An 18,903-nucleotide genomic window follows, 5' to 3' on the forward strand; every position below is an offset into this window, starting at 1 on the left:
CCTGCCATTTTTCTCCGGGATACAGGTTTACGCAGATGAGCAAGACTTCTCTCGATAAGAGCAAGATCAAGTTCCTTCTTCTCGAAGGCGTCCACCAATCGGCTGTCGACGTCCTCAAGGCGGCGGGCTACACCAGCATCGAATACCTGACAGGCTCCCTGCCGGAAGCCCAGCTCAAGGAAAAGATCGCTGACGCTCACTTCATCGGCATTCGTTCGCGCACCCAGCTGACCGAAGAGATCTTCGATCACGCGAAGAAACTGGTCGCGGTCGGCTGTTTCTGCATCGGCACCAACCAGGTTGACCTGGAAGCGGCCCGCGAGCGCGGCATCGCCGTGTTCAACGCGCCGTACTCAAACACCCGCTCCGTGGCCGAGCTGGTGCTGGCCGAAGCGATCCTGCTGCTGCGCGGCATCCCTGAGAAAAACGCGTCCTGCCACCGTGGCGGCTGGATCAAGTCCGCAGCCAACTCCTTCGAGATCCGTGGCAAGAAACTGGGCATCGTCGGCTACGGCTCGATCGGTACTCAGCTGTCGGTCCTGGCTGAAGGTCTGGGCATGCAGGTGTTCTTCTACGACACCGTGACCAAGCTGCCACTGGGCAACGCGACCCAGGTCGGCAACCTGCACGAGCTGCTGGGCATGTCCGACATCGTCACCCTGCACGTTCCGGAAACCGCTGCGACCCAGTGGATGATCGGCGAGAAGGAAATCCGCGCCATCAAGAAGGGCGGCATCCTGATCAACGCTGCACGCGGCACCGTGGTCGAGCTGGATCACCTGGCCGCCGCGATCAAGGACAAGCACCTGATCGGCGCCGCCATCGACGTGTTCCCGGTCGAGCCGCGTTCCAACGACGAAGAGTTCGAAAGCCCGCTGCGTGGCCTGGACAACGTGATCCTGACCCCGCACATCGGCGGTTCCACCGCTGAAGCGCAGGCCAACATCGGTCTGGAAGTGGCAGAGAAACTGGTCAAGTACAGCGACAACGGTACTTCGGTATCGTCGGTGAACTTCCCGGAAGTGGCCCTGCCGGCTCACCCTGGCAAGCACCGCCTGCTGCACATCCACGAGAACATTCCGGGTGTGATGAGCGAGATCAACAAGGTCTTCGCCGAAAACGGCATCAACATCTCCGGTCAGTTCCTGCAGACCAACGAGAAGGTCGGCTACGTGGTGATCGACGTCGACGCCGAGTACTCGGAGCTGGCGCAAGAGAAGCTGCAACACGTCAACGGCACCATCCGTAGCCGCGTGCTGTTTTAAGAGCAGCTGCGAGCAGCAAGCTTCAAGCGGCAAGTGAACAGCGCTTTTGCTTGAAGCTTGAAGCTCGCAACTCGCCACTGATAAAAAAGGGAGCCCCGAAGGGCTCCCTTTTTTATTCGACGTTGACGGTGATCTTCTTCGACACGATCGGCGGATCGAACGCCATGTGGCCGCTGTCACCCAGCTCCAGCTGCAGGGTGTGCTTGCCCGGCGCGAGTTTGATGTCGGCCTGGGTCTGCGCCTTGCCGAAGTGCATGTGGTTGGCGTCGGTCGGCACGACGGAGCCGGCCGGAACGATTTCCTTGGCATCGATCAGCAGGTGGTGATGACCGGTGTTCTTGGTGACGTCACCGGCCGGTGCCAGCGCGATGTCCTTTACACCGAACTTGACCGTGAAGGTCTGCGGAACCGTGGCTCCGTCCTCGGGAGAAACGATGAACACTTCGGCGCCCTTCGGTGCCGGTGTGGCCGCACTGGCCAGTACCGAAACACCCATCAGCACACCGGCCAACGCTGCACGTGACATAAAGCTTTTCATTTTCTTCTCCAGTTTTTCCGTAAAATCCGCACGGTCATGACAACTTCATGACCATTCGTTGTCGAAGGCACTCGACAACCATAGCAAAGCGAGCCTGGAAAACAGGCCGATATCGATTTCAAAGGAGTGACCATGCGTTTTCTGCCTGGCCTGATCTGCCTGCTTCCCCTTCTGAGCCCTCTGGCTCACGCCGAACTGATTGATGACGTCTACGACCGTGGCGAGTTGCGCATAGCCCTTGAGGCTAATACACCGCCCTTCAATTTCAAGGACGGCGACACGCTCACGGGGTTCGAGGTCGAGCTTGGGCAATTGCTGGCCAACGAACTGGATGTGCGGGCCGACTTCATCGTCACCGACGAGGCCGACCTGCTCCAGGGTGTTGAAAGCGGCAAGTACGACATCGCGCTCAACCACATAGCACTGACCCCGGAACTCAAGGATCGTTTCGACGTCAGCGAACCTTACACGCAGGTCAATGCGCAGTTGCTGGCGAAAAAGGACGAGCAACCTCGGCCGATGGTGCTGGTGCAGACGTTGACTGAGGAAAAGCCGAAGGTTGGGCCGCCGGTAGATCTGGCGATTCCGTTTCAGAAGGGTAACCCGGCGTTTCACGCGAGTCTGGAGAATGCCTTGCAGCGGATCAGGGCGGATGGGCGGTTGGAGGCATTGAGGCAGAAGTGGTTGAGTGTGCAGGCTACGGAAAACTGAAGTGAACGTGACTAGTCGAGCAAGCTGAGGGCCTGTGCGGCTTGCGGCAGTTCGAGTTCGCTGAAGACCTGCACCCCATGGCGCTTCAGCAACGCGGCGGTAACCCCCTCGCCACTCACCTTCACCCCACTGAACGTGCCGTCATAGGTCAACAGATTCCCGCACGAAGGACTGTTGGCCTTGAGCACCGCCACCCGAATCCCGTGCTGTTGCACCAGCGCCAGCGCCTGCCGCGCACCGTCGAGAAACTGCGCACTGACGTCTTCGCCGTCGGTGGTGATCACCGAGGCAAGCCCGTCCAGCACTTCGCGGCCCTGCCCGCCCGGAATCTCCGCTGCCGCCCGTGGCGTCGGCAAACCACCGGCGACTTCCGGACACAACGGCACTACCCGGCCTTCGCTGATCCACTGCTCCAGCAGATCGAACGGCCCGCTGGCTCCACCGTCGTAACGCACGCGATGGCCCAGCAGGCAGCGACTGACCAGAATCCTGTGCATCTCAGAACGGCTCGTTGCCACGGCGGCGGAACCAGCCTGTCAGCGACAGCCGCTCGCGATTGGCCGGCAACACTTCATGAGGGACTTCGCCGGAGAGGAACACCACCAGACAACCGCCCGTAGGCTGCACGTCATGAACGCGATCATGCTCCAGGTACATGCGCAGTTGCCCGCCATCCTCCGGCAACCAGCCGTCATTGAGGTAGATCACCGCCGAGACCATGCGCCGGTCATCGTCGCGGAAACGGTCGACATGCTTGCGATAGAAAGCACCCGGCGGGTACAGGGCGAAGTGGCACTCGAAGTCTTCCAGCCCCAGGAACAGCCCCCGGTTGAGCGCCTCGCGCAAGCTGTCCATCAGGTTCAGGTAACGGTCGCTGGCTTCGGCCTGACCAGGATCGATCCATTGGATATGGTCGCCACGAATCCCCTCGCGGATCTCCGAAAACGGGCCACGTCCGACCCCCGCCGGCGCCAGTTCACCTTCGGCGTCACGTTTGCGGCACTCGGCCGCCAGTGCGCGGGTCAAATCCGCAGGCAGGAAAATGTTCTGCTGCGACCAGCCGTGCTCGGCCAGGTCGTCGACGATACGTAACAGCAGCGGGTGATCAGAGGATATTTGCATGGCGCGCATAGTATGCCTGCGGCAAGAAATCCGACAGAGCCACGCGGCGGCTGGATACGAATTCTCGACAAGTACTGGCACCGCACGGAGAATAGTCGGCTGCCGACAGGAGTCCTTATGCGCCGTTTGCTTTTTTCACTGTTGATGTTCTGCGTTTTGCCCGCCTGGGCGGACGGCCACGACCAGTTGTACAAGGTCGCCGGCTGGCCAGAACAACGCGCGCATTTCAACGACGCCCTGAGTGCCGCGCAGCAGCGTTACCAGAACAGCCTGCCGCCGGCGGTGTTTCAGGCGCTGGTGAACAACAGCAACCAGCGCTTCGCCCCCCAGGCCGTGGATCAACGCGCCGAAGCGCAACTGCGCAAGAACCTCGCTGATCCGAAACCGGCCCTGTCGTTCTTTCAGTCTCCGTTGGGCAAGAAGATCGTCGCCGCCGAACTGCTGGCGACCCGCCGCGATCAACTGGCAAAAAACGCCAAGGGCCTGCCGAAGATGCCGGCCAGCGACAGCCGCCTGCTGATCATCGGCCACCTCGCCCAGGCCCTTCCCGCCCGTGAAGCCGGCGCCGAAGTCAGCCTGGCGATTGCCGGCGTGGCGGCGGACAGCCTGAGTTCGATGATCCCCGGCCTGCTCGGCGGCGGTCAGGCCCAGGGCATGTTGAACGGTCAACGCCAGCGCCTGATGGATCAGATCGGTGCCGACCTGAACAACACCCTGCTGTACGTCTATCGCGACCTGTCGGATGAAGAACTGGAAGAGTTCGCGACCTTTGCCGAATCCACCGAAGGCAAGGCCTACTACCAGGCCGCGCTGGCCGCGATCCGCGCCGGGCTGGCCGTAGGCCAGAGCACCTCGAACCTCAGTCAGTGATCTAGGGGTTGCGGCCCTTGATCCGCTTGCTCAGAAACTCGAAATACTCCTCGCGCATTTCTGCCGTCTCGTTGGCCAGGTGATGCCGCGCCTCGGCCAGCAACAGAATCTGTGGCCGGTCGAACTTCCACTTCAACACCTGCAGGTTGTGCTGCCAGTCCACGGTCATGTCCGCCTGGCCTTGAACAATCAGCGGCCGGCGCGGACTTTTCTTCGCGTATTCAACGCGGTTGATCCAGCGTGACAACGCCCCGACCCATGCGGTCGGCAAGCGTTTTGGCTGCAATGGATCGGCCTGCAGAAACGGCAGGAAATCCGGGTCATTGGAGTTCTCGCTGAAACGCCGGGCGATACCCCTGACAAAAGGCCTGAGCAGGTAATAACTGAACTGCGACCAGCCCCAGGCACGCGGGCGCACCAACGGCGCCAGCAGAATCAACTGCCCCTGCGCCGGGCTGTTTTCACCATGATTGAGCACGTGATCGACAATGATCGCCCCTCCGGTGCTTTGCCCGCACAAGTGCCACGGCTGCGGCAGCGCAATCGAATGCGCCTCGGCGAACAGACCTTGCAACGCATCCTGATACTCGGAGAAGTCGCGGATGCTCGCCCGCTCGCCGCTGGACAGACCATGCCCCGGCAGATCGCAGGCAATCACCGCAAACCCCTGATCCAGCGCCCACTCGATCACATGCCGGTACAGGCCGGTGTGGTCATAAAAACCGTGCACCAGAAACAGCGTGGCCTTGGCCGTTTCCGCCGGCCACCAGCAATGACTGACCAGTTGATAGCCATCGATGTCGAACCGGCCCATGCCGCGCCAGACATCACGTTCCGGAAAGTCGGTCTTGTAGAACCGCTGATACGCCTTCGCCTCCTCGGACAACGGCTGCCACTCGGCCAGAGGCTTGAGGCTCGCACGCAGATGATCGGGATCGAAAGCAACAGACATGGGCAATTCCAGAACGGTAAACGGACTTTATCGGCCTGCGATATTCATCTGTCGCGGCAAGCATGGCAAGCTAGCGCGCCTCTGAGGACTCAAATCCATGCGCTCGCCCTACCGCACCGCACTGTTTGCCAGCCTGCTCGCCATCGTGTGTGCCGGCGTGCTGTGGGCCGCGTACGACTGGTTTCAGGGCCGCTACCTGCGGGCCTTCAGCGAACACACGGCGGTGTTTTCCGGCGATCCGCTGCGCCTGCCCGCCGACCTCGCCGGCCCCGGCAACATCCGTCTGGTGCACTTCTGGGACCCGGCCTGCCCGTGCAACGTCGGCAATCAACAACACCTGACCGAGATGGTCGAACAGTTCAGCCCCAAGGGCGTGGAATTCTTCGCAGTGCAGAAGGCCGGCAGCCACGGCCAGTTGCCCGCCACCCTCAGCAATCTCAAAACCATCGCGGTGCTGCCCGGCTCCGAACAGATTCCCGCGAGCCCGGCCGTGGCGATCTGGGACCGCAGCGGCAGACTGGCGTACTTCGGCCCGTACAGCGAAGGCCTGACGTGCAACTCCAGCAACAGTTTTATCGAACCGATCCTGCAAGCGTTGAGTGATGATCGCCCGGTCAATGCGACTCATACGTTGGCGGTCGGTTGCTACTGTCCGTGGCCGGCGGAGACGAAGTAAGGCATTCCGGACATTTCAAGGACGGCGATGCGCAGCACACGAGGCGTGTGCTAATTGTTTGCAGCCCGCACGGGCGGCAACCCCGAATGCACAAGGAGTCACCATGAAACGCGTCTTCACCGTTCTTGCCTTGCTCATCGTTGTCCTGCTCGCCGCCGGCGGCTGGTATGTCTACAGCAAGCAACCAACGCGTCAGGGCCAGGTGGAGCTGCGCAACCTGCAAGGCTCGGTGACCGTGCGTTACGACGAGCGCGGTGTGCCGCACATCCGTGCCGAAAACGAAACCGACCTCTACCGCGCCCTCGGTTATGTGCACGCCCAGGATCGCCTGTTTCAGATGGAAGCCATGCGCCGTCTCGCCCGAGGCGAGCTGGCCGAAGTGCTCGGGCCGAAACTGCTCGACACCGACAAGCTGTTCCGCAGCCTGCGCATCCGCGAACGCGCCGCCAGTTACGTGGCCGGCCTCGACAAGCAGTCACCGGCGTGGAAGGCCCTGCAAGCCTATCTGGACGGCATCAATCAATATCAGGACTCGCACGCCGCGCCGATCGAGTTCGACGTGCTGGGCATCCCCAAGCGGCCATTCACCGCCGAAGACAGCATCAGCGTCGCCGGCTACATGGCCTACAGCTTTGCCGCCGCGTTTCGCACCGAACCGCTGCTGACCTACGTGCGCGATCAACTGGGCGCCGATTATCTCAACGTCTTCGATCTCGACTGGCAGCCCAAGGGCGTGCTCGCCAAGGGCCACGCCGGCACCGCACCGGCCCTCGCCGCCGAAGACTGGAAAGACCTGAACACCCTCGCCCGCGTCAGCGAACAGGCACTGATCGACAACGGCCTGCCGCAGTTCGAAGGCAGCAACGCCTGGGTGATCGCCGGCAGTCGCAGCAAGAGCGCCAAGCCCTTGCTGGCCGGCGATCCGCACATTCGCTTTTCGGTGCCGTCGGTGTGGTACGAGGCGCAGCTGTCGGCGCCGGGCTTCGAACTCTACGGTCATCATCAGGCGCTGGTGCCGTTTGCCTTTCTCGGCCACAACCTGGATTTCGGCTGGAGCCTGACCATGTTCCAGAACGATGACCTGGATCTGATCGCCGAGAAGGTCAATCCGGACAACCCGGATCAGGTCTGGTATCGCGGCCAATGGACCGACATGGTCAAGACCGAGCAGCAGATCGCGGTGAAAGGCCAGACGCCGGTGACCATCACCCTGCGCCAGTCGCCCCACGGGCCGATCGTCAACGATGCCCTCGGCAGCGCCGCCGGGAAAACCCCGATTGCGATGTGGTGGGCGTTCCTCGAAACACCGAATCCGATCCTTGAAGGTTTCTACCAGCTCAACCGCGCCGACACCCTGGCCAAGGCTCGCGCCGCAGCGACCAAGGTGCAGGCGCCGGGGCTGAACATCGTCTACGCCAACGCCAAGGGCGATATCGCCTGGTGGGCCTCGGCGCTGCTGCCCAAGCGTCCGACCGGGGTGAAGCCTGGCTTCATTCTCGACGGCAGCGGCAATCAGGCGGACAAGGACGGCTACTTCCCGTTCAGCGCCAACCCGCAGGAAGAGAACCCGGCGCGGGGCTATATCGTCTCGGCCAACTTCCAGCCGGTGTCACCGACCGGCATGGAGATTCCCGGTTACTACAATCTCGCCGACCGTGGCCAGCAGCTCAACCGCCAGCTCGCCGACAAGAACGTGAAGTGGGACAACGAGGCCAACCAGAAGCTGCAACTGAGCACCACCACCGGTTACGGCCCGCGTCTGCTGGCACCGTTGCTGCCGGTGCTGCGTGAAGTGGCGGGCAATCCCGCCGAGCAGAAGCTGATCGAACAATTGGCCCAATGGCAAGGCGACTACCCGCTGGATTCGGTCAGTGCGACGGTGTTCAACCAGTTCCTCTACGACCTCGCCGACGCGGCGATGCGCGATGAGCTGGGCAATGATTTCTTCGAAACCCTGCTGTCGACCCGAGTGATCGATGCAGCCCTGCCCCGGCTCGCGGCGAATGCCGATTCACCGTGGTGGGACAACCGCAGCACGCCGAACAAGGAGACCCGCGTCGACACCGTACGCGCCGCGTGGCAGGCGAGCATGGCGCACCTGAAATCGACCCTCGGCGACGATGCTTCCGGCTGGCAATGGGGCAAGGCGCATACGCTGACCCATGGTCATCCGCTGGGTCAGCAGAAGCCGCTGGATCGCATTTTCAACGTCGGCCCGTTCGCCGCACCGGGCTCCCATGAAGTACCGAACAACCTCTCGGCGAAAATCGGTCCGGCACCGTGGCCGGTGACCTACGGCCCGTCGACCCGCCGGCTGGTGGACTTCGCCGACCCGGCTCACAGCCTGACCATCAACCCGGTGGGCCAGAGCGGCGTGCCGTTCGACAGTCACTATGACGATCAGGCAGAGGCGTATGTGGACGGGATGTATGTGCAGGCGCATTTCAGTGAGGAAGAGGTGACGGCGAATACGCGGAGTACGCTGAAGCTGCTGCCAAAGCGGGCTGAGCCATAAAAGCCGCCCTCGGCTCAAACCATCGCCGCAAAATTCAGCCGAAACTGCTGCGCCGTCACCCCCAACCGCCGGCTGAACACGCTGCGCATATGTTGCGCATCACGAAACCCGCACTGATACGCCACCGTCTTCAGCGGCGCCCTGGTGCTTTCGAGCATCACCCGCGCCGCATCCACCCGCGCCCGTTCGACGAATTCCGCCGGGGTGACTTTCGCCTCCCTGGCAAACACCCGAGAGAAATTCCGCGCACTCATGTTCGCGGCATTCGCCAGATCAGCGATGGTCAGGTCGCCGGTGAGATTGGCCAGCACATACAGCTGCACCATCGCCACCGCCGACGTCGGTTCGGCGTGGGGCGTAAGGAACGGACTGAACTGCGACTGCCCGCCCGAGCGCTGGGTGAACACCACCAGCCGCTTGGCCACACTCAGCGCCACCTCGGCCCCGTGATCACGCGCCAGCAGGTACAGCGACAGATCGATCCCCGCCGTCACCCCCGCCGAGGTGTAGAGCTGGCCGTCCTCGACGTACAACCGATCGGCCTCAACCCGGCTCGACGGGCACAACTGCGCCAGTGCCTCGGCGTCGTTCCAGTGGGTGGTGACCGTGCGCCCATCCAGCAACCCGGCACGGGCGAGCATGAACGCGCCGTTGCAGATCGAGCCAAAACGCCGCGCCCGACCACAGGCCTCACGCAACCAGGCATCGAATGCCTCGCCGAAATCCAGAAACGGCAACTGCGGTCCGCCCGCCACCAGCAGCAAATCGTAGACCTGCGACGCTTCGCTGAAATGCCGATGCGCACTCAGGGTCAGCCCGTTGGAACACGCCATCGGCCCGCGCTCGACGCCGATCACGTCGAGCCGGTAATGATCCTCCGGCGCCAGGAAGCGGTTGGCCTCGGCAAACACGTCCATCGGCCCGCTTACATCCAGCGCCTGCACGCCGGGAAATACCACGATGGCGACGGTTCTGTTCATGACGATGTCAGCTCCCGGGGAATGGCGGATCAGCGCCAACCCTAGCCAATCCTCGCCGCAGAAGCGAGCTGGCACGATTTGCAGGTGCAATGGCAAGGATCGCAGCCATGGATCGATTGTCCGGTCTGGCCCCCGGGAACAGACTTTCTCCATCAGCGCCGTGACGGCGTTTTCGACGAGGAAGCTCAACATGACCACGACCATTGCCGGTATCCGGATCCCCGACAGCGCCCTCGCCCGGGCCACCACCGAATACATCCGCGACATCGAATCCGACCTGCTTTACCACCACTCGCGCCGGGTGTTTCTGTTCGGTGCCTTGAGTGGAGAACGCCAGCAACTGGCCTACGATCCGGAGCTGCTGTACGTCGGCGCGATGTTCCACGACCTGGGTCTGGTCGAAGGCCACCGCAGCGACGACGAGCGCTTCGAGGTCGATGGTGCCAACGCAGCCGCAGCGTTTCTAAAACCGTATGGGCTGAGCGACGACGACATCGAGCAGGTGTGGCTGTCGATCGCCCTGCACACCACGCCGGGGGTGCCGAAGCATCTGCGCCCGACCGTGGCGCTGGTGACCGCAGGCGTCGAGATGGACGTGCTGGGCATGGACTACGCGGCGTTCACCACGGTGCAGCGTGAGGCGGTGGTGCATGCGCACCCACGGGGCGAGGGCTTCAAGGAATGCATCATCTGCGCGTTCGCCGACGGCTTGCGTCATCGTCCGCAGACCACGTTCGGCAATGTGAAGACCGATGTGCTGAAGGATCAGGTGCCGGGGTTCAAGCCGATGAACTTCGTCGAGGTGATTCGCCAGTCGCCCTGGGTTTCCTGACCGGCATAAAAAAACCTCGCGACCATTTCCGGTCGCGAGGTTTTTTGTATCCGCAGACTTAAGCCGCTTCCGGCGTCGGCGCCCGGCGCACGTCCGGTTGCTTCCACGAATCCGCAGCGCCCTCTTCGATGGCCTGCTGAATCGCTTTCTTGCGGGCTTCTTCGGCACGGCGGCTGAAGAACCAGACCAGGAAGGTCACCAGCGACACCGCCAGCAGAATCAGGCTGGCCACGGCGTTGATCTCAGGCTTCACGCCCAGACGCACCGCCGAGAACACTTCCATCGGCAGGGTCGTTGAACCCGGGCCGGAGACGAAGCTCGCCAATACCAGGTCATCCAGCGACAGGGCGAACGACATCATGCCGCCCGCCGCCAGCGACGGCGCGATCATCGGGATGGTGATCAGGAAGAACACCTTCCACGGACGCGCACCGAGGTCCATCGCCGCTTCTTCGATCGACAGGTCCAGCTCACGCAGACGCGCCGACACCACCACCGCCACATACGCCGCACAGAACGTGGTGTGGGCGATCCAGATGGTGACGATGCCACGCTCCTGCGGCCAGCCGATCATCTGCGCCATCGCCACGAACAGCAGCAACAGCGACAGACCGGTAATCACCTCAGGCATGACCAGCGGCGCGGTGACCAGGCCGCCGAACAGCGTGCGGCCCTTGAAGCGGGTGATGCGGGTCAGCACGAAGGCTGCCAGCGTACCCAGCGCCACGGCGGCAATCGCGGTGTAGCAGGCGATTTCCAGCGAGCGCACCACCGAGCCCATCAGCTGCGAGTTGTCGAGCAGGCCGACGTACCACTTCACCGACCAGCCGCCCCACACCGTCACCAGTTTCGAGGCGTTGAACGAGTAGATCACCAGGATCAGCATCGGCAGGTAGATGAACAACAGGCCGAGCACCAGCATCAGGCTGGAGAAACGGAAGCGCTTCATTCTTTACCCTCCATTTCCTTGGCCTGACTGCGGTTGAACAGGATGATCGGCACGATCAGGATCGCCAGCATCACCACCGCCAGGGCGGACGCCACCGGCCAGTCACGGTTGTTGAAGAACTCTTGCCAGAGCACTTTACCGATCATCAGGGTTTCCGGACCGCCGAGCAGTTCCGGGATCACGAACTCGCCCACCACCGGGATGAACACCAGCATGCAGCCGGCGATGATGCCGTTCTTGGACAGCGGCACGGTGATTTTCCAGAAGCTGTTGAAGGTGCTCGAACCGAGGTCGGAAGCGGCCTCCAGCAGGCTGGTGTCGTGCTTCACCAGGTTGGCGTACAGCGGCAGGATCATGAACGGCAGGTACGAGTAGACGACGCCGATGTACACCGCGAGGTTGGTGTTGAGGATCTGCAGCGGCTCATCGATCAGGCCCATGCTCATCAGGAAACCGTTGAGCAGGCCGTTGTTGCTGAGGATGCCCATCCACGCATAGACGCGGATCAGGATCGCGGTCCAGGTCGGCATCATGATCAGCAGCACCAGCACCGTTTGTAGCTCTTTGCGGGCGCTGGCGATGGCGTAGGCCATCGGGTAACCGATCAACAGGCACAGCAGCGTGCTGAAAAACGCCATCTTCAGCGAGCCGAGGTAGGCGGCGATGTACAGCTCGTCGTCGCCGAGCATCGCGTAGTTGCCCAGATTCAGCAGCAGTTGCAGCTTCTGCTCGGCGTAGGTGTAGATCTCGGTGTACGGCGGGATGGCCACATCCGCTTCGGCGAAGCTGATCTTCAGGACGATGAAGAACGGCAGCATGAAGAACAGGAACAGCCAGATGAACGGGACCCCGATGACCAGTTGGCGGCCACCGGGAATTATTCGATTGAGCCGGCGTTTGAATTTGCGCATGTTCATGAGCGAAGTACCACGCCGCTGTCGTCTTCCCACCACACGTAGACCTGATCGCCCCAGGTCGGACGTGCGCCACGGCGCTCGGCGTTGGCCACGAACGACTGCACCAGCTTGCCGCTCGGCAATTCGACGTAGAACACCGAGTGGCCGCCGAGGTAGGCGATGTCATGCACCTTGCCGCTCGACCAGTTGTATTCGCAGGTCGGCTGGTCGGCGGTGACCAGCAGTTTCTCCGGACGGATCGCGTAGGTGACGGACTTGTCCTGCACCGAGGTGCTGATGCCGTGGCCGACGTAGATCTGCCGGTCGAGGTCCTTGCAGGTGATGGTCGCGTGGCCTTCGGCGTCGTCGATCACTTCGCCTTCGAAGATGTTCACGTTACCGATGAATTCGCAGACCAGACGGCTGGTCGGGGTTTCGTAGATGTCGATCGGGCTGCCGATCTGGGCGATCCAGCCCAGGTGCATGATCGCGATACGCTCGGCCATGGTCATGGCCTCTTCCTGGTCGTGGGTCACCATCACGCAGGTCACGCCGACGCGCTCGATGATCTCCACCAGCTCCAGCTGCATCTGCGAACGCAATTTTTTGTCCAGTGCGCCCATCGGCTCGTCGAGCAGCAGCAGTTTCGGCCGCTTGGCCAGCGAACGCGCGAGTGCCACACGCTGACGCTGGCCGCCGGACAACTGGTGCGGCTTGCGCTTGGCGTACTGGCTCATCTGCACCAGCTTGAGCATCTCGGCCACGCGGGCGTCGATCTCGGCCTTGGGAATCTTGTCCTGTTGCAGGCCGAAGGCGATGTTCTGCGCCACGGTCATGTGCGGGAACAGGGCGTAGGACTGGAACATCATGTTGATCGGTCGCTCGTACGGCGGCATGTCGGTGATGTCGACGCCGTCGAGGAAAATGCGCCCCTCCGTGGGCCGTTCGAACCCTGCCAGCATCCGCAGCAGAGTGGATTTGCCCGATCCCGAACCGCCGAGCAGGGCAAAGATTTCGCCCTTCTTGATTTCCAGGGACACATCGTCCACGGCAACCGTCTCGTCGAACTTCTTCGTGACCCGGTCGATTTTGACCAGCACCTGTTTCGGTGTCTGGTCGCCCTCGAGGGCTTTCTTATAGGCGCCGGAGGCAACTGCCATTTACGAAACTCCCAGAAAAAAAGAGTGCAGTCCGCCCACGCAAGACGAACCCAGGATAGTTGGTACGTTGACGCTATTTACCCGACTTGACCTTGGTCCAGCTGCGGGTCATCAAACGCTGAATGTTCGGTGGCAGCTCGATCGACACGTAGGTCTTGTCGAGCACCGCCTGCGGTGGATAAACCGACTCATCGGTGCGGATGGACTGCTCCATCAGCTTGTCCGAACCCGGGTTGGGGTTGGCGTAACCGACGTAATCACTGACCTGAGCGATCACCTCAGGTTTCAGCAAATAGTTGATGAAGGCGTGGGCTTCCTTGACGTTGGCCGAATCCTTCGGAATCGCCAGCATGTCGAACCACAGCGCGCCGCCCTCTTTCGGGATCGAGTAGGCGATGTTCACGCCCTTCTTGGCTTCTTCGGCGCGATTCTTGGCCTGGAAGATGTCGCCGGAGAAACCGATGGCCACGCAGATGTCGCCGTTGGCCAGATCACCGATGTATTTCGAAGAATGGAAGTAGGTCACGTAAGGACGCACCGCCAGCAACTTGGCCGTGGCCTTCTCGTAATCCTTGGGATTGGTGCTGTTGGCGTTCAGGCCCATGTAGTTGAGCACGGTCGGCATCATTTCATCGGCCGAATCGAGGAACGCCACGCCGCAGCTCTGCAGCTTCTTGATGTTCTCCGGCTCGAACAGCACGCTCCAGGAGTCGATCTTGTCGACGCCGAGCACGGCTTTCACTTTGTCGACGTTGTAGCCGATGCCGTTGGTGCCCCACAGGTACGGCACGGCGTACAGGTTGCCCGGATCGTTCTGCTCCAGACGCTTGAGCAGCACCGGATCAAGGTTGGAATAGTTCGGCAGCTGCGCCTTGTCGAGCTTCTGGAAAGCGCCCGCCTTGATCTGCTTGCCGAGGAAGTGGTTCGACGGCACGACCACGTCGTAACCGGTACGCCCGGCGAGCAGTTTGCCTTCCAGGGTTTCGTTGGAGTCGAACACGTCGTAGACCGGTTTGATCCCGGTTTCTTTCTGGAAATCGGCCAGGGTGGTCTCGCCGATGTAATCCGACCAGTTATAAATATGCACAGTACCGGCGGCGTGGGCACCGACAGCGAACGTCAGGCCGGCAGCGGCCAGCAGGGCATTGCGCAAAGAAGAAAAAACAGGCAAGTGGAGGTCCTCTGATTTAGTTGGGCCCAAGTTGCCCCGTGCTGCATGACAGTCACGGTTGCCCGGCAACAAAACCGGCGCGCAACTTACCTTCGAAAAACCGTTCCAGCAAAACTTTCCGTCATTTAATTGCACCGCTGACCGCCCGGTTGAAGGCGACGGCCAACGGTGGCCGCTTCAAACCGGCTTATTTACCGGATTTGATCTTGGTCCAGCTGCGAGTGATCAGGCGCAGGGTGGCCGCGTCCAGATCGCTGATCGCATAGAGCTGCTTCTTCACTTCAGCCGAAGGGTAGATGCTCGGATCGCTGGTGATTTCCTTGTCCACCAGGGCGGTGGCCGCCTTGTTGCCGTTCGGGAAACGCACGGCGTTGGTGATTTCGGCCATCACTTTCGGCTCGAGCAGGTAGTTCATGAACTTGTAGGCGGCTTCGACGTTTTCGGCATCCTTTGGAATGGCGACCATGTCGTAGAAAGTACCGGCACCTTCTTTTGGAATGGTGTAGGCCAGTTTGACCTTGTCACCGGCTTCCTTGGCGCGGGTCTTGGATTGCTCCAGGTCACCCGAGTAGCCGACCGCTACACAGATGTTGCCGTTGGCCAGGTCCGAGATGTACTTCGAGGAGTGGAAGTAAGCCACCGAAGGACGAATCTTGAGGAACAGGTCTTCGGCGGCTTTCAGGTCAGCCTTGTCCTTGCTGTTGGTCGGTTTGCCCAGATAGTGCAGAGCCGCCGGAATCATTTCGGTCGGCGCGTCGAGGAAGCTCACGCCGCAGCTTTTCAGCTTCTCGATGTTTTCAGGCTTGAACACCACGTCCCAGGAATCGATCTTGTCGATGCCCAGCGCGGCCTTGACCTTGGCCGGGTTGTAGCCGATGCCGATCGAACCCCACATGTACGGGAACGCATGCTTGTTGCCCGGGTCGCTGGCGTCGCCAACGGCCTTGAGCAAGTCTTCGTCGAGGTTCTTCCAGTTCGTCAGCTTGGACTTGTCCAGTTCCTGATAAACGCCGGCCTTGATCTGCTTGGCCAGGAAGTTGTTGGAAGGCACCACGATGTCGTAACCGGACTTGCCGGCCAGCAGCTTGGCTTCCAGGGTTTCGTTGCTGTCGAAAACGTCATAGACGACCTTGATGCCCGTCTCTTTTTCGAAATTGGCAACCGTGTCCGGCGCGATGTAGTCGGACCAGTTGTAAACGTGCAACACCTTGTCGTCCGCCTGGACCGCACCCGCCATCACGCCCATCAGGGACATGGCGAGCAGAGTCTTGCCAGCGAGCTTTTTGCCTAATGCCTTCATGCGTTAATGCTCCAAATTTTTCTTTTTTGAACCACTTTGTTCAGCGGCCGAACCCGGACAACTGGAACCGCGGCTAGTCTGGCAAGATCCGAGGCAGTCTTTCAAGAAAAGACCAGCCCTTCTGACAGCTCCGAGCGACAGCGCAACAGCTCCATCGCTCAGAGCCTAGCACTTAGCCCTGCAACGCACTCAGGGTCAGGTCCAGGCACTTGCGTGCCTTTGTCACCAGCTCGTCGATCTCCGCCTTGCTGATCACCAGCGGCGGCGCGATGATCATGGTGTCGCCCACGGCACGCATGATCAGCCCGTTGTCGAAGCAGAACTGGCGGCAGATCATGCCCACACCCTTGCCTTCGTAACGCTTGCGAGTGGCCTTGTCCTGCACCAGCTCGATGGCCCCCAGCAGACCGACTCCGCGCACTTCACCCACCAACGGGTGATCGTTCAGTTCGCGCAGACGTTTCTGCAAATACGGTGCCGTTTCTTCATGGGCGCGTTCGATGATTTTCTCTTCGCGCAGAATCCGGATGTTTTCCAGACCCACCGCCGCCGCCACCGGGTGCCCGGAGTAGGTGAAGCCGTGGTTGAAATCGCCACCCTCGTTGAGCACCGCCACCACTTCGTCACGCACGATCAGGCCACCCATCGGGATGTAGCCGGACGTCAGGCCTTTGGCGATGGTCATCATGTGTGGCTTGAGGTCGTAGAAATCGCTGCCGAACCATTGGCCGGTACGGCCGAAACCGCAGATCACTTCATCGGCCACGAACAGGATGTCGTACTTGGCGAGGATTTCCTTGATGCGCGGCCAGTAGGTGTCTGGCGGAATGATCACACCGCCGGCGCCCTGGATCGGCTCGGCAATAAAGGCACCGACGTTGTCCACGCCGACTTCCAGAATCTTTTCTTCCAACTGATTGGCCGCCCAGATCCCGAACTCTTCCGGGGTCATGTCGCCGCCTTCGGCGAACCAGTACGGCTGGGCGATGTGGACGATGCCCGGAATCGGCAGGTCGCCCTGTTCGTGCATGTAAGTCATGCCGCCCAGGCTTGCGCCGGCCACGGTGGAACCGTGGTAGCCGTTCTTGCGGCTGATGATGACTTTCTTGTTCGGCTGGCCCTTGATCGCCCAGTAGTGGCGAACCATGCGCAGCATGGTGTCGTTGCCTTCGGAGCCGGAGCCGGTGAAGAACACGTGATTCATGCCTTCCGGCGCCACGTCGGCGATGGCCTTGGCCAGTTCCAGCGCCGGCGGGTGGGCGGTCTGGAAGAACAGGTTGTAATAAGGCAGCTCGCGCATTTGCTTGGCGGCCGCATCGGCCAGCTCATCGCGTCCATAACCGATCGCCACACACCACAGACCCGCCATGCCATCGAGGATCTTGTTGCCCTCGCTGTCCCACAGGTACACGCCCTTGGCGTTGGTGATGATCCGTGGACCCTTTTCTTTCAGCTGCTTGAAGTCGCTGAACGGGGCCAGGTGGTGATCGCTGCTGAGGGTTTGCCACTCACGGGTTTGCGGGTTGTTGCTGGTCATGCCAATTCTCCTTGTTATCGGTGAAGGCGCGGCGGCTGGCCACCGCGCCCGGCGTATCAGACGGCGAAGAGCAGGTACTCACGCTCCCAGGAACTGATCACGCGCTTGAAGTTTTCATGCTCGGCCCGCTTGACCGCGACGTAGCCGGTGATAAAGGTCTTGCCCAGGTACTTCTCGATGGTCGCGCTGTTTTCCATGCGTTCCAGGGCGTCTTCGATGGTCAGCGGCAGGCGCAGGTTGCGGCGCTCGTAACCACGGCCCACGACCGGCGCGCTCGGGTTGATGCCTTCGACCATGCCGATGTAGCCGCAGAGCAGGCTCGCGGCAATCGCCAGGTACGGGTTGGCGTCGGCGCCCGGCAGGCGGTTTTCCACCCGGCGGTTCTGCGGGCCGGCATCCGGGACGCGCAGGCCCACGGTGCGGTTTTCTTCGCCCCACTCCACGTTCACCGGCGCCGAGGTGTCCGGCAGGAAGCGGCGGAACGAGTTGACGTTCGGGGCGAACAGCGGCAGCAATTCCGGGATCAGTTTCTGCAGGCCACCGATGTGGTGCAGGAACAGCTGGCTCATGGTCCCGTCTTCATTCGAGAACACGTTCTTGCCGGTCTCGATGTCGATGATGCTCTGGTGCAGGTGCATCGCACTGCCCGGCTCACCGGTCATCGGCTTGGCCATGAAGGTCGCGGCCACGTTGTGCTTGAGCGCGGCCTCACGCATGGTGCGTTTGAACACCAGGATCTGGTCGGCCAGCGACAGGGCATCGCCGTGACGGAAGTTGATTTCCATCTGCGCCGTGCCGTCCTCGTGGATCAGCGTGTCGAGGTCCAGCTCCTGCAATTCGCACCAGTCGTAGACGTCTTCGAACAGCGGATCGAATTCGTTCGCCGCTTCGATGGAGAACGACTGACGCCCGATCTCCGGGCGCCCGGAGCGGCCGACCGGCGGCTGCAACGGATAGTCGGGGTCGTCGCTGCGCTTGGTCAGGTAGAACTCCATTTCCGGCGCCACGATCGGCTGCCAGCCCTTGTCGGCATAGAGTTTCAGGACTTTCTTGAGGACGTTGCGCGGCGACAGCTCGATCGGGTTGCCTTGCTTGTCGTAGGTGTCGTGGATCACCTGGGCGGTCGGCTCGATGGCCCATGGCACCAGGTACACGGCGTTCTGGTCGGGACGGCAGATCATGTCGATGTCGGCCGGGTCGAGCAGTTCGTAATAGATGTCGTCTTCGACGTAGTCGCCGGTCACGGTCTGCAACAGAACGCTCTCTGGCAGGCGCATGCCTTTTTCGGCGATGAACTTGTTGGTCGGCGAGATCTTGCCCCGGGTGATACCGGTCAAGTCGCCGATCATGCATTCGACTTCTGTGATCTTGTGGTCTTTCAACCAATCGGTGAGCTGGTCGAGGTTGTTACTCATAAATGCCTCTGGGC

18 protein-coding genes are annotated in these 18,903 nt (G+C 61.5%); 6 read left to right on the forward strand and 12 right to left on the reverse strand.

Translation table 11 applies throughout. The features are described 5' to 3' along the window. The first annotated feature begins 35 nt into the window (after positions 1-35). Positions 36-1,265, forward strand: coding sequence for a phosphoglycerate dehydrogenase (gene serA, locus BMZ46_RS15375; RefSeq protein WP_007953487.1), 1,230 nt, complete (start codon positions 36-38; stop codon positions 1,263-1,265). Positions 1,266-1,377: 112 nt separating this feature from the next. Here the strand turns inward: serA and BMZ46_RS15380 are convergent, their stop codons facing one another. Then, a complete protein-coding gene (locus tag BMZ46_RS15380; protein ID WP_007953489.1) occupies positions 1,378-1,803 on the reverse strand; it encodes a DUF4399 domain-containing protein in 426 nt (141 codons plus the stop codon). A 132-nt stretch (positions 1,804-1,935) separates the two neighbouring features. On the opposite strand from BMZ46_RS15380, the gene BMZ46_RS15385 reads away from it, so the two are divergent. Further along, positions 1,936-2,514, forward strand: coding sequence for a transporter substrate-binding domain-containing protein (locus BMZ46_RS15385; RefSeq protein ID WP_074690095.1), 579 nt, complete (start codon positions 1,936-1,938; stop codon positions 2,512-2,514). 11 nt (positions 2,515-2,525) lie between these two features. Here the strand turns inward: BMZ46_RS15385 and BMZ46_RS15390 are convergent, their stop codons facing one another. Both BMZ46_RS15390 and BMZ46_RS15395 read right to left on the reverse strand, forming a co-directional pair. Then, a complete protein-coding gene (locus tag BMZ46_RS15390; RefSeq protein ID WP_074690093.1) occupies positions 2,526-3,011 on the reverse strand; it encodes a 2-thiouracil desulfurase family protein in 486 nt (161 codons plus the stop codon). 1 nt (position 3,012) lies between these two features. After that, positions 3,013-3,645 (reverse strand): 2OG-Fe(II) oxygenase, encoded by a 633-nt coding sequence (locus BMZ46_RS15395; RefSeq protein WP_074690091.1) that lies wholly within the window; start codon positions 3,643-3,645, stop codon positions 3,013-3,015. A gap of 108 nt (positions 3,646-3,753) precedes the next feature. Between BMZ46_RS15395 and BMZ46_RS15400 the strand changes: the two genes are divergently transcribed. Beyond that, the gene (locus tag BMZ46_RS15400; RefSeq protein WP_039765403.1) at positions 3,754-4,506 is read left to right on the forward strand and encodes a DUF2059 domain-containing protein; all 753 of its coding nucleotides are present in this window, start codon (positions 3,754-3,756) and stop codon (positions 4,504-4,506) included. Between the two features lies 1 nt (position 4,507). Here BMZ46_RS15400 and BMZ46_RS15405 read toward each other — a convergent pair whose 3' ends face one another. Next, positions 4,508-5,458, reverse strand: coding sequence for a phospholipase BipL (locus BMZ46_RS15405; protein ID WP_074690089.1), 951 nt, complete (start codon positions 5,456-5,458; stop codon positions 4,508-4,510). A gap of 97 nt (positions 5,459-5,555) precedes the next feature. Here BMZ46_RS15405 and BMZ46_RS15410 point away from each other — a divergent pair, with 97 nt between their 5' ends. Together BMZ46_RS15410 and BMZ46_RS15415 are read left to right on the forward strand one after the other, a co-directional pair. Beyond that, positions 5,556-6,134 carry a DUF6436 domain-containing protein gene (locus BMZ46_RS15410; RefSeq protein ID WP_074690087.1) on the forward strand — a complete coding sequence of 193 codons (579 nt, stop codon included), beginning with the start codon at positions 5,556-5,558 and terminating at the stop codon, positions 6,132-6,134. A 103-nt stretch (positions 6,135-6,237) separates the two neighbouring features. Beyond that, positions 6,238-8,649 (forward strand): penicillin acylase family protein, encoded by a 2,412-nt coding sequence (locus BMZ46_RS15415; protein ID WP_074690085.1) that lies wholly within the window; start codon positions 6,238-6,240, stop codon positions 8,647-8,649. A gap of 14 nt (positions 8,650-8,663) precedes the next feature. Here the strand turns inward: BMZ46_RS15415 and BMZ46_RS15420 are convergent, their stop codons facing one another. Beyond that, positions 8,664-9,629 carry a GlxA family transcriptional regulator gene (locus BMZ46_RS15420; protein WP_074690220.1) on the reverse strand — a complete coding sequence of 322 codons (966 nt, stop codon included), beginning with the start codon at positions 9,627-9,629 and terminating at the stop codon, positions 8,664-8,666. A 190-nt stretch (positions 9,630-9,819) separates the two neighbouring features. Here BMZ46_RS15420 and BMZ46_RS15425 point away from each other — a divergent pair, with 190 nt between their 5' ends. Then, complete coding sequence (locus tag BMZ46_RS15425; protein WP_074690083.1) at positions 9,820-10,461, forward strand: HD domain-containing protein; 642 nt, start codon at positions 9,820-9,822, stop codon at positions 10,459-10,461. Between the two features lie 58 nt (positions 10,462-10,519). On the opposite strand, the gene BMZ46_RS15430 is transcribed toward BMZ46_RS15425, so the two are convergent. The 7 genes from BMZ46_RS15430 to BMZ46_RS15460 form a co-directional block, all read right to left on the reverse strand. Next, on the reverse strand, positions 10,520-11,410 hold the full coding sequence (locus BMZ46_RS15430) for an ABC transporter permease subunit (protein WP_007953503.1): 891 nt from the start codon (positions 11,408-11,410) through the stop codon (positions 10,520-10,522). Then, positions 11,407-12,288 (reverse strand): ABC transporter permease subunit, encoded by an 882-nt coding sequence (locus tag BMZ46_RS15435; protein ID WP_170844921.1) that lies wholly within the window; start codon positions 12,286-12,288, stop codon positions 11,407-11,409. The genes BMZ46_RS15430 and BMZ46_RS15435 overlap by 4 nt, the downstream gene beginning before the upstream one ends. 35 nt (positions 12,289-12,323) lie before the next feature. Next, the gene (locus BMZ46_RS15440) at positions 12,324-13,466 is read right to left on the reverse strand and encodes an ABC transporter ATP-binding protein (protein WP_007953506.1); all 1,143 of its coding nucleotides are present in this window, start codon (positions 13,464-13,466) and stop codon (positions 12,324-12,326) included. Between the two features lie 73 nt (positions 13,467-13,539). Next, positions 13,540-14,637: a polyamine ABC transporter substrate-binding protein gene (locus tag BMZ46_RS15445; RefSeq protein ID WP_039765389.1), complete on the reverse strand. Its 1,098-nt coding sequence runs from the start codon at positions 14,635-14,637 to the stop codon at positions 13,540-13,542. Positions 14,638-14,824: 187 nt separating this feature from the next. Further along, positions 14,825-15,937: a polyamine ABC transporter substrate-binding protein gene (locus tag BMZ46_RS15450; RefSeq protein ID WP_074690081.1), complete on the reverse strand. Its 1,113-nt coding sequence runs from the start codon at positions 15,935-15,937 to the stop codon at positions 14,825-14,827. A gap of 172 nt (positions 15,938-16,109) precedes the next feature. Continuing rightward, positions 16,110-17,474, reverse strand: a complete 1,365-nt coding sequence (locus tag BMZ46_RS15455) for an aspartate aminotransferase family protein (protein WP_074690079.1) — start codon at positions 17,472-17,474, stop codon at positions 16,110-16,112. Between the two features lie 56 nt (positions 17,475-17,530). After that, a complete protein-coding gene (locus tag BMZ46_RS15460) occupies positions 17,531-18,889 on the reverse strand; it encodes a glutamine synthetase family protein (RefSeq protein WP_007953514.1) in 1,359 nt (452 codons plus the stop codon). Between the last annotated feature and the right edge of the window lie 14 nt (positions 18,890-18,903).

Source organism: Pseudomonas sp. NFIX49 (genome assembly GCF_900115915.1).
Lineage (GTDB): Bacteria > Pseudomonadota > Gammaproteobacteria > Pseudomonadales > Pseudomonadaceae > Aquipseudomonas > Aquipseudomonas pharyngis.

Coding starts and splice junctions, on each gene's coding strand:
- BMZ46_RS15420 (WP_074690220.1), bottom strand. CDS start 9,629: ATGAACAGAACCGTCGCCATCGTGGTATTTCCCGGCGTGCAGGCGCTG.
- BMZ46_RS15440 (WP_007953506.1), bottom strand. CDS start 13,466: ATGGCAGTTGCCTCCGGCGCCTATAAGAAAGCCCTCGAGGGCGACCAG.
- BMZ46_RS15385 (WP_074690095.1), top strand. CDS start 1,936: ATGCGTTTTCTGCCTGGCCTGATCTGCCTGCTTCCCCTTCTGAGCCCT.
- serA (WP_007953487.1), top strand. CDS start 36: ATGAGCAAGACTTCTCTCGATAAGAGCAAGATCAAGTTCCTTCTTCTC.
- BMZ46_RS15430 (WP_007953503.1), bottom strand. CDS start 11,410: ATGAAGCGCTTCCGTTTCTCCAGCCTGATGCTGGTGCTCGGCCTGTTG.
- BMZ46_RS15415 (WP_074690085.1), top strand. CDS start 6,238: ATGAAACGCGTCTTCACCGTTCTTGCCTTGCTCATCGTTGTCCTGCTC.
- BMZ46_RS15460 (WP_007953514.1), bottom strand. CDS start 18,889: ATGAGTAACAACCTCGACCAGCTCACCGATTGGTTGAAAGACCACAAG.
- BMZ46_RS15455 (WP_074690079.1), bottom strand. CDS start 17,474: ATGACCAGCAACAACCCGCAAACCCGTGAGTGGCAAACCCTCAGCAGC.
- BMZ46_RS15400 (WP_039765403.1), top strand. CDS start 3,754: ATGCGCCGTTTGCTTTTTTCACTGTTGATGTTCTGCGTTTTGCCCGCC.
- BMZ46_RS15405 (WP_074690089.1), bottom strand. CDS start 5,458: ATGTCTGTTGCTTTCGATCCCGATCATCTGCGTGCGAGCCTCAAGCCT.
- BMZ46_RS15380 (WP_007953489.1), bottom strand. CDS start 1,803: ATGAAAAGCTTTATGTCACGTGCAGCGTTGGCCGGTGTGCTGATGGGT.
- BMZ46_RS15425 (WP_074690083.1), top strand. CDS start 9,820: ATGACCACGACCATTGCCGGTATCCGGATCCCCGACAGCGCCCTCGCC.
- BMZ46_RS15395 (WP_074690091.1), bottom strand. CDS start 3,645: ATGCGCGCCATGCAAATATCCTCTGATCACCCGCTGCTGTTACGTATC.
- BMZ46_RS15450 (WP_074690081.1), bottom strand. CDS start 15,937: ATGAAGGCATTAGGCAAAAAGCTCGCTGGCAAGACTCTGCTCGCCATG.
- BMZ46_RS15410 (WP_074690087.1), top strand. CDS start 5,556: ATGCGCTCGCCCTACCGCACCGCACTGTTTGCCAGCCTGCTCGCCATC.
- BMZ46_RS15390 (WP_074690093.1), bottom strand. CDS start 3,011: ATGCACAGGATTCTGGTCAGTCGCTGCCTGCTGGGCCATCGCGTGCGT.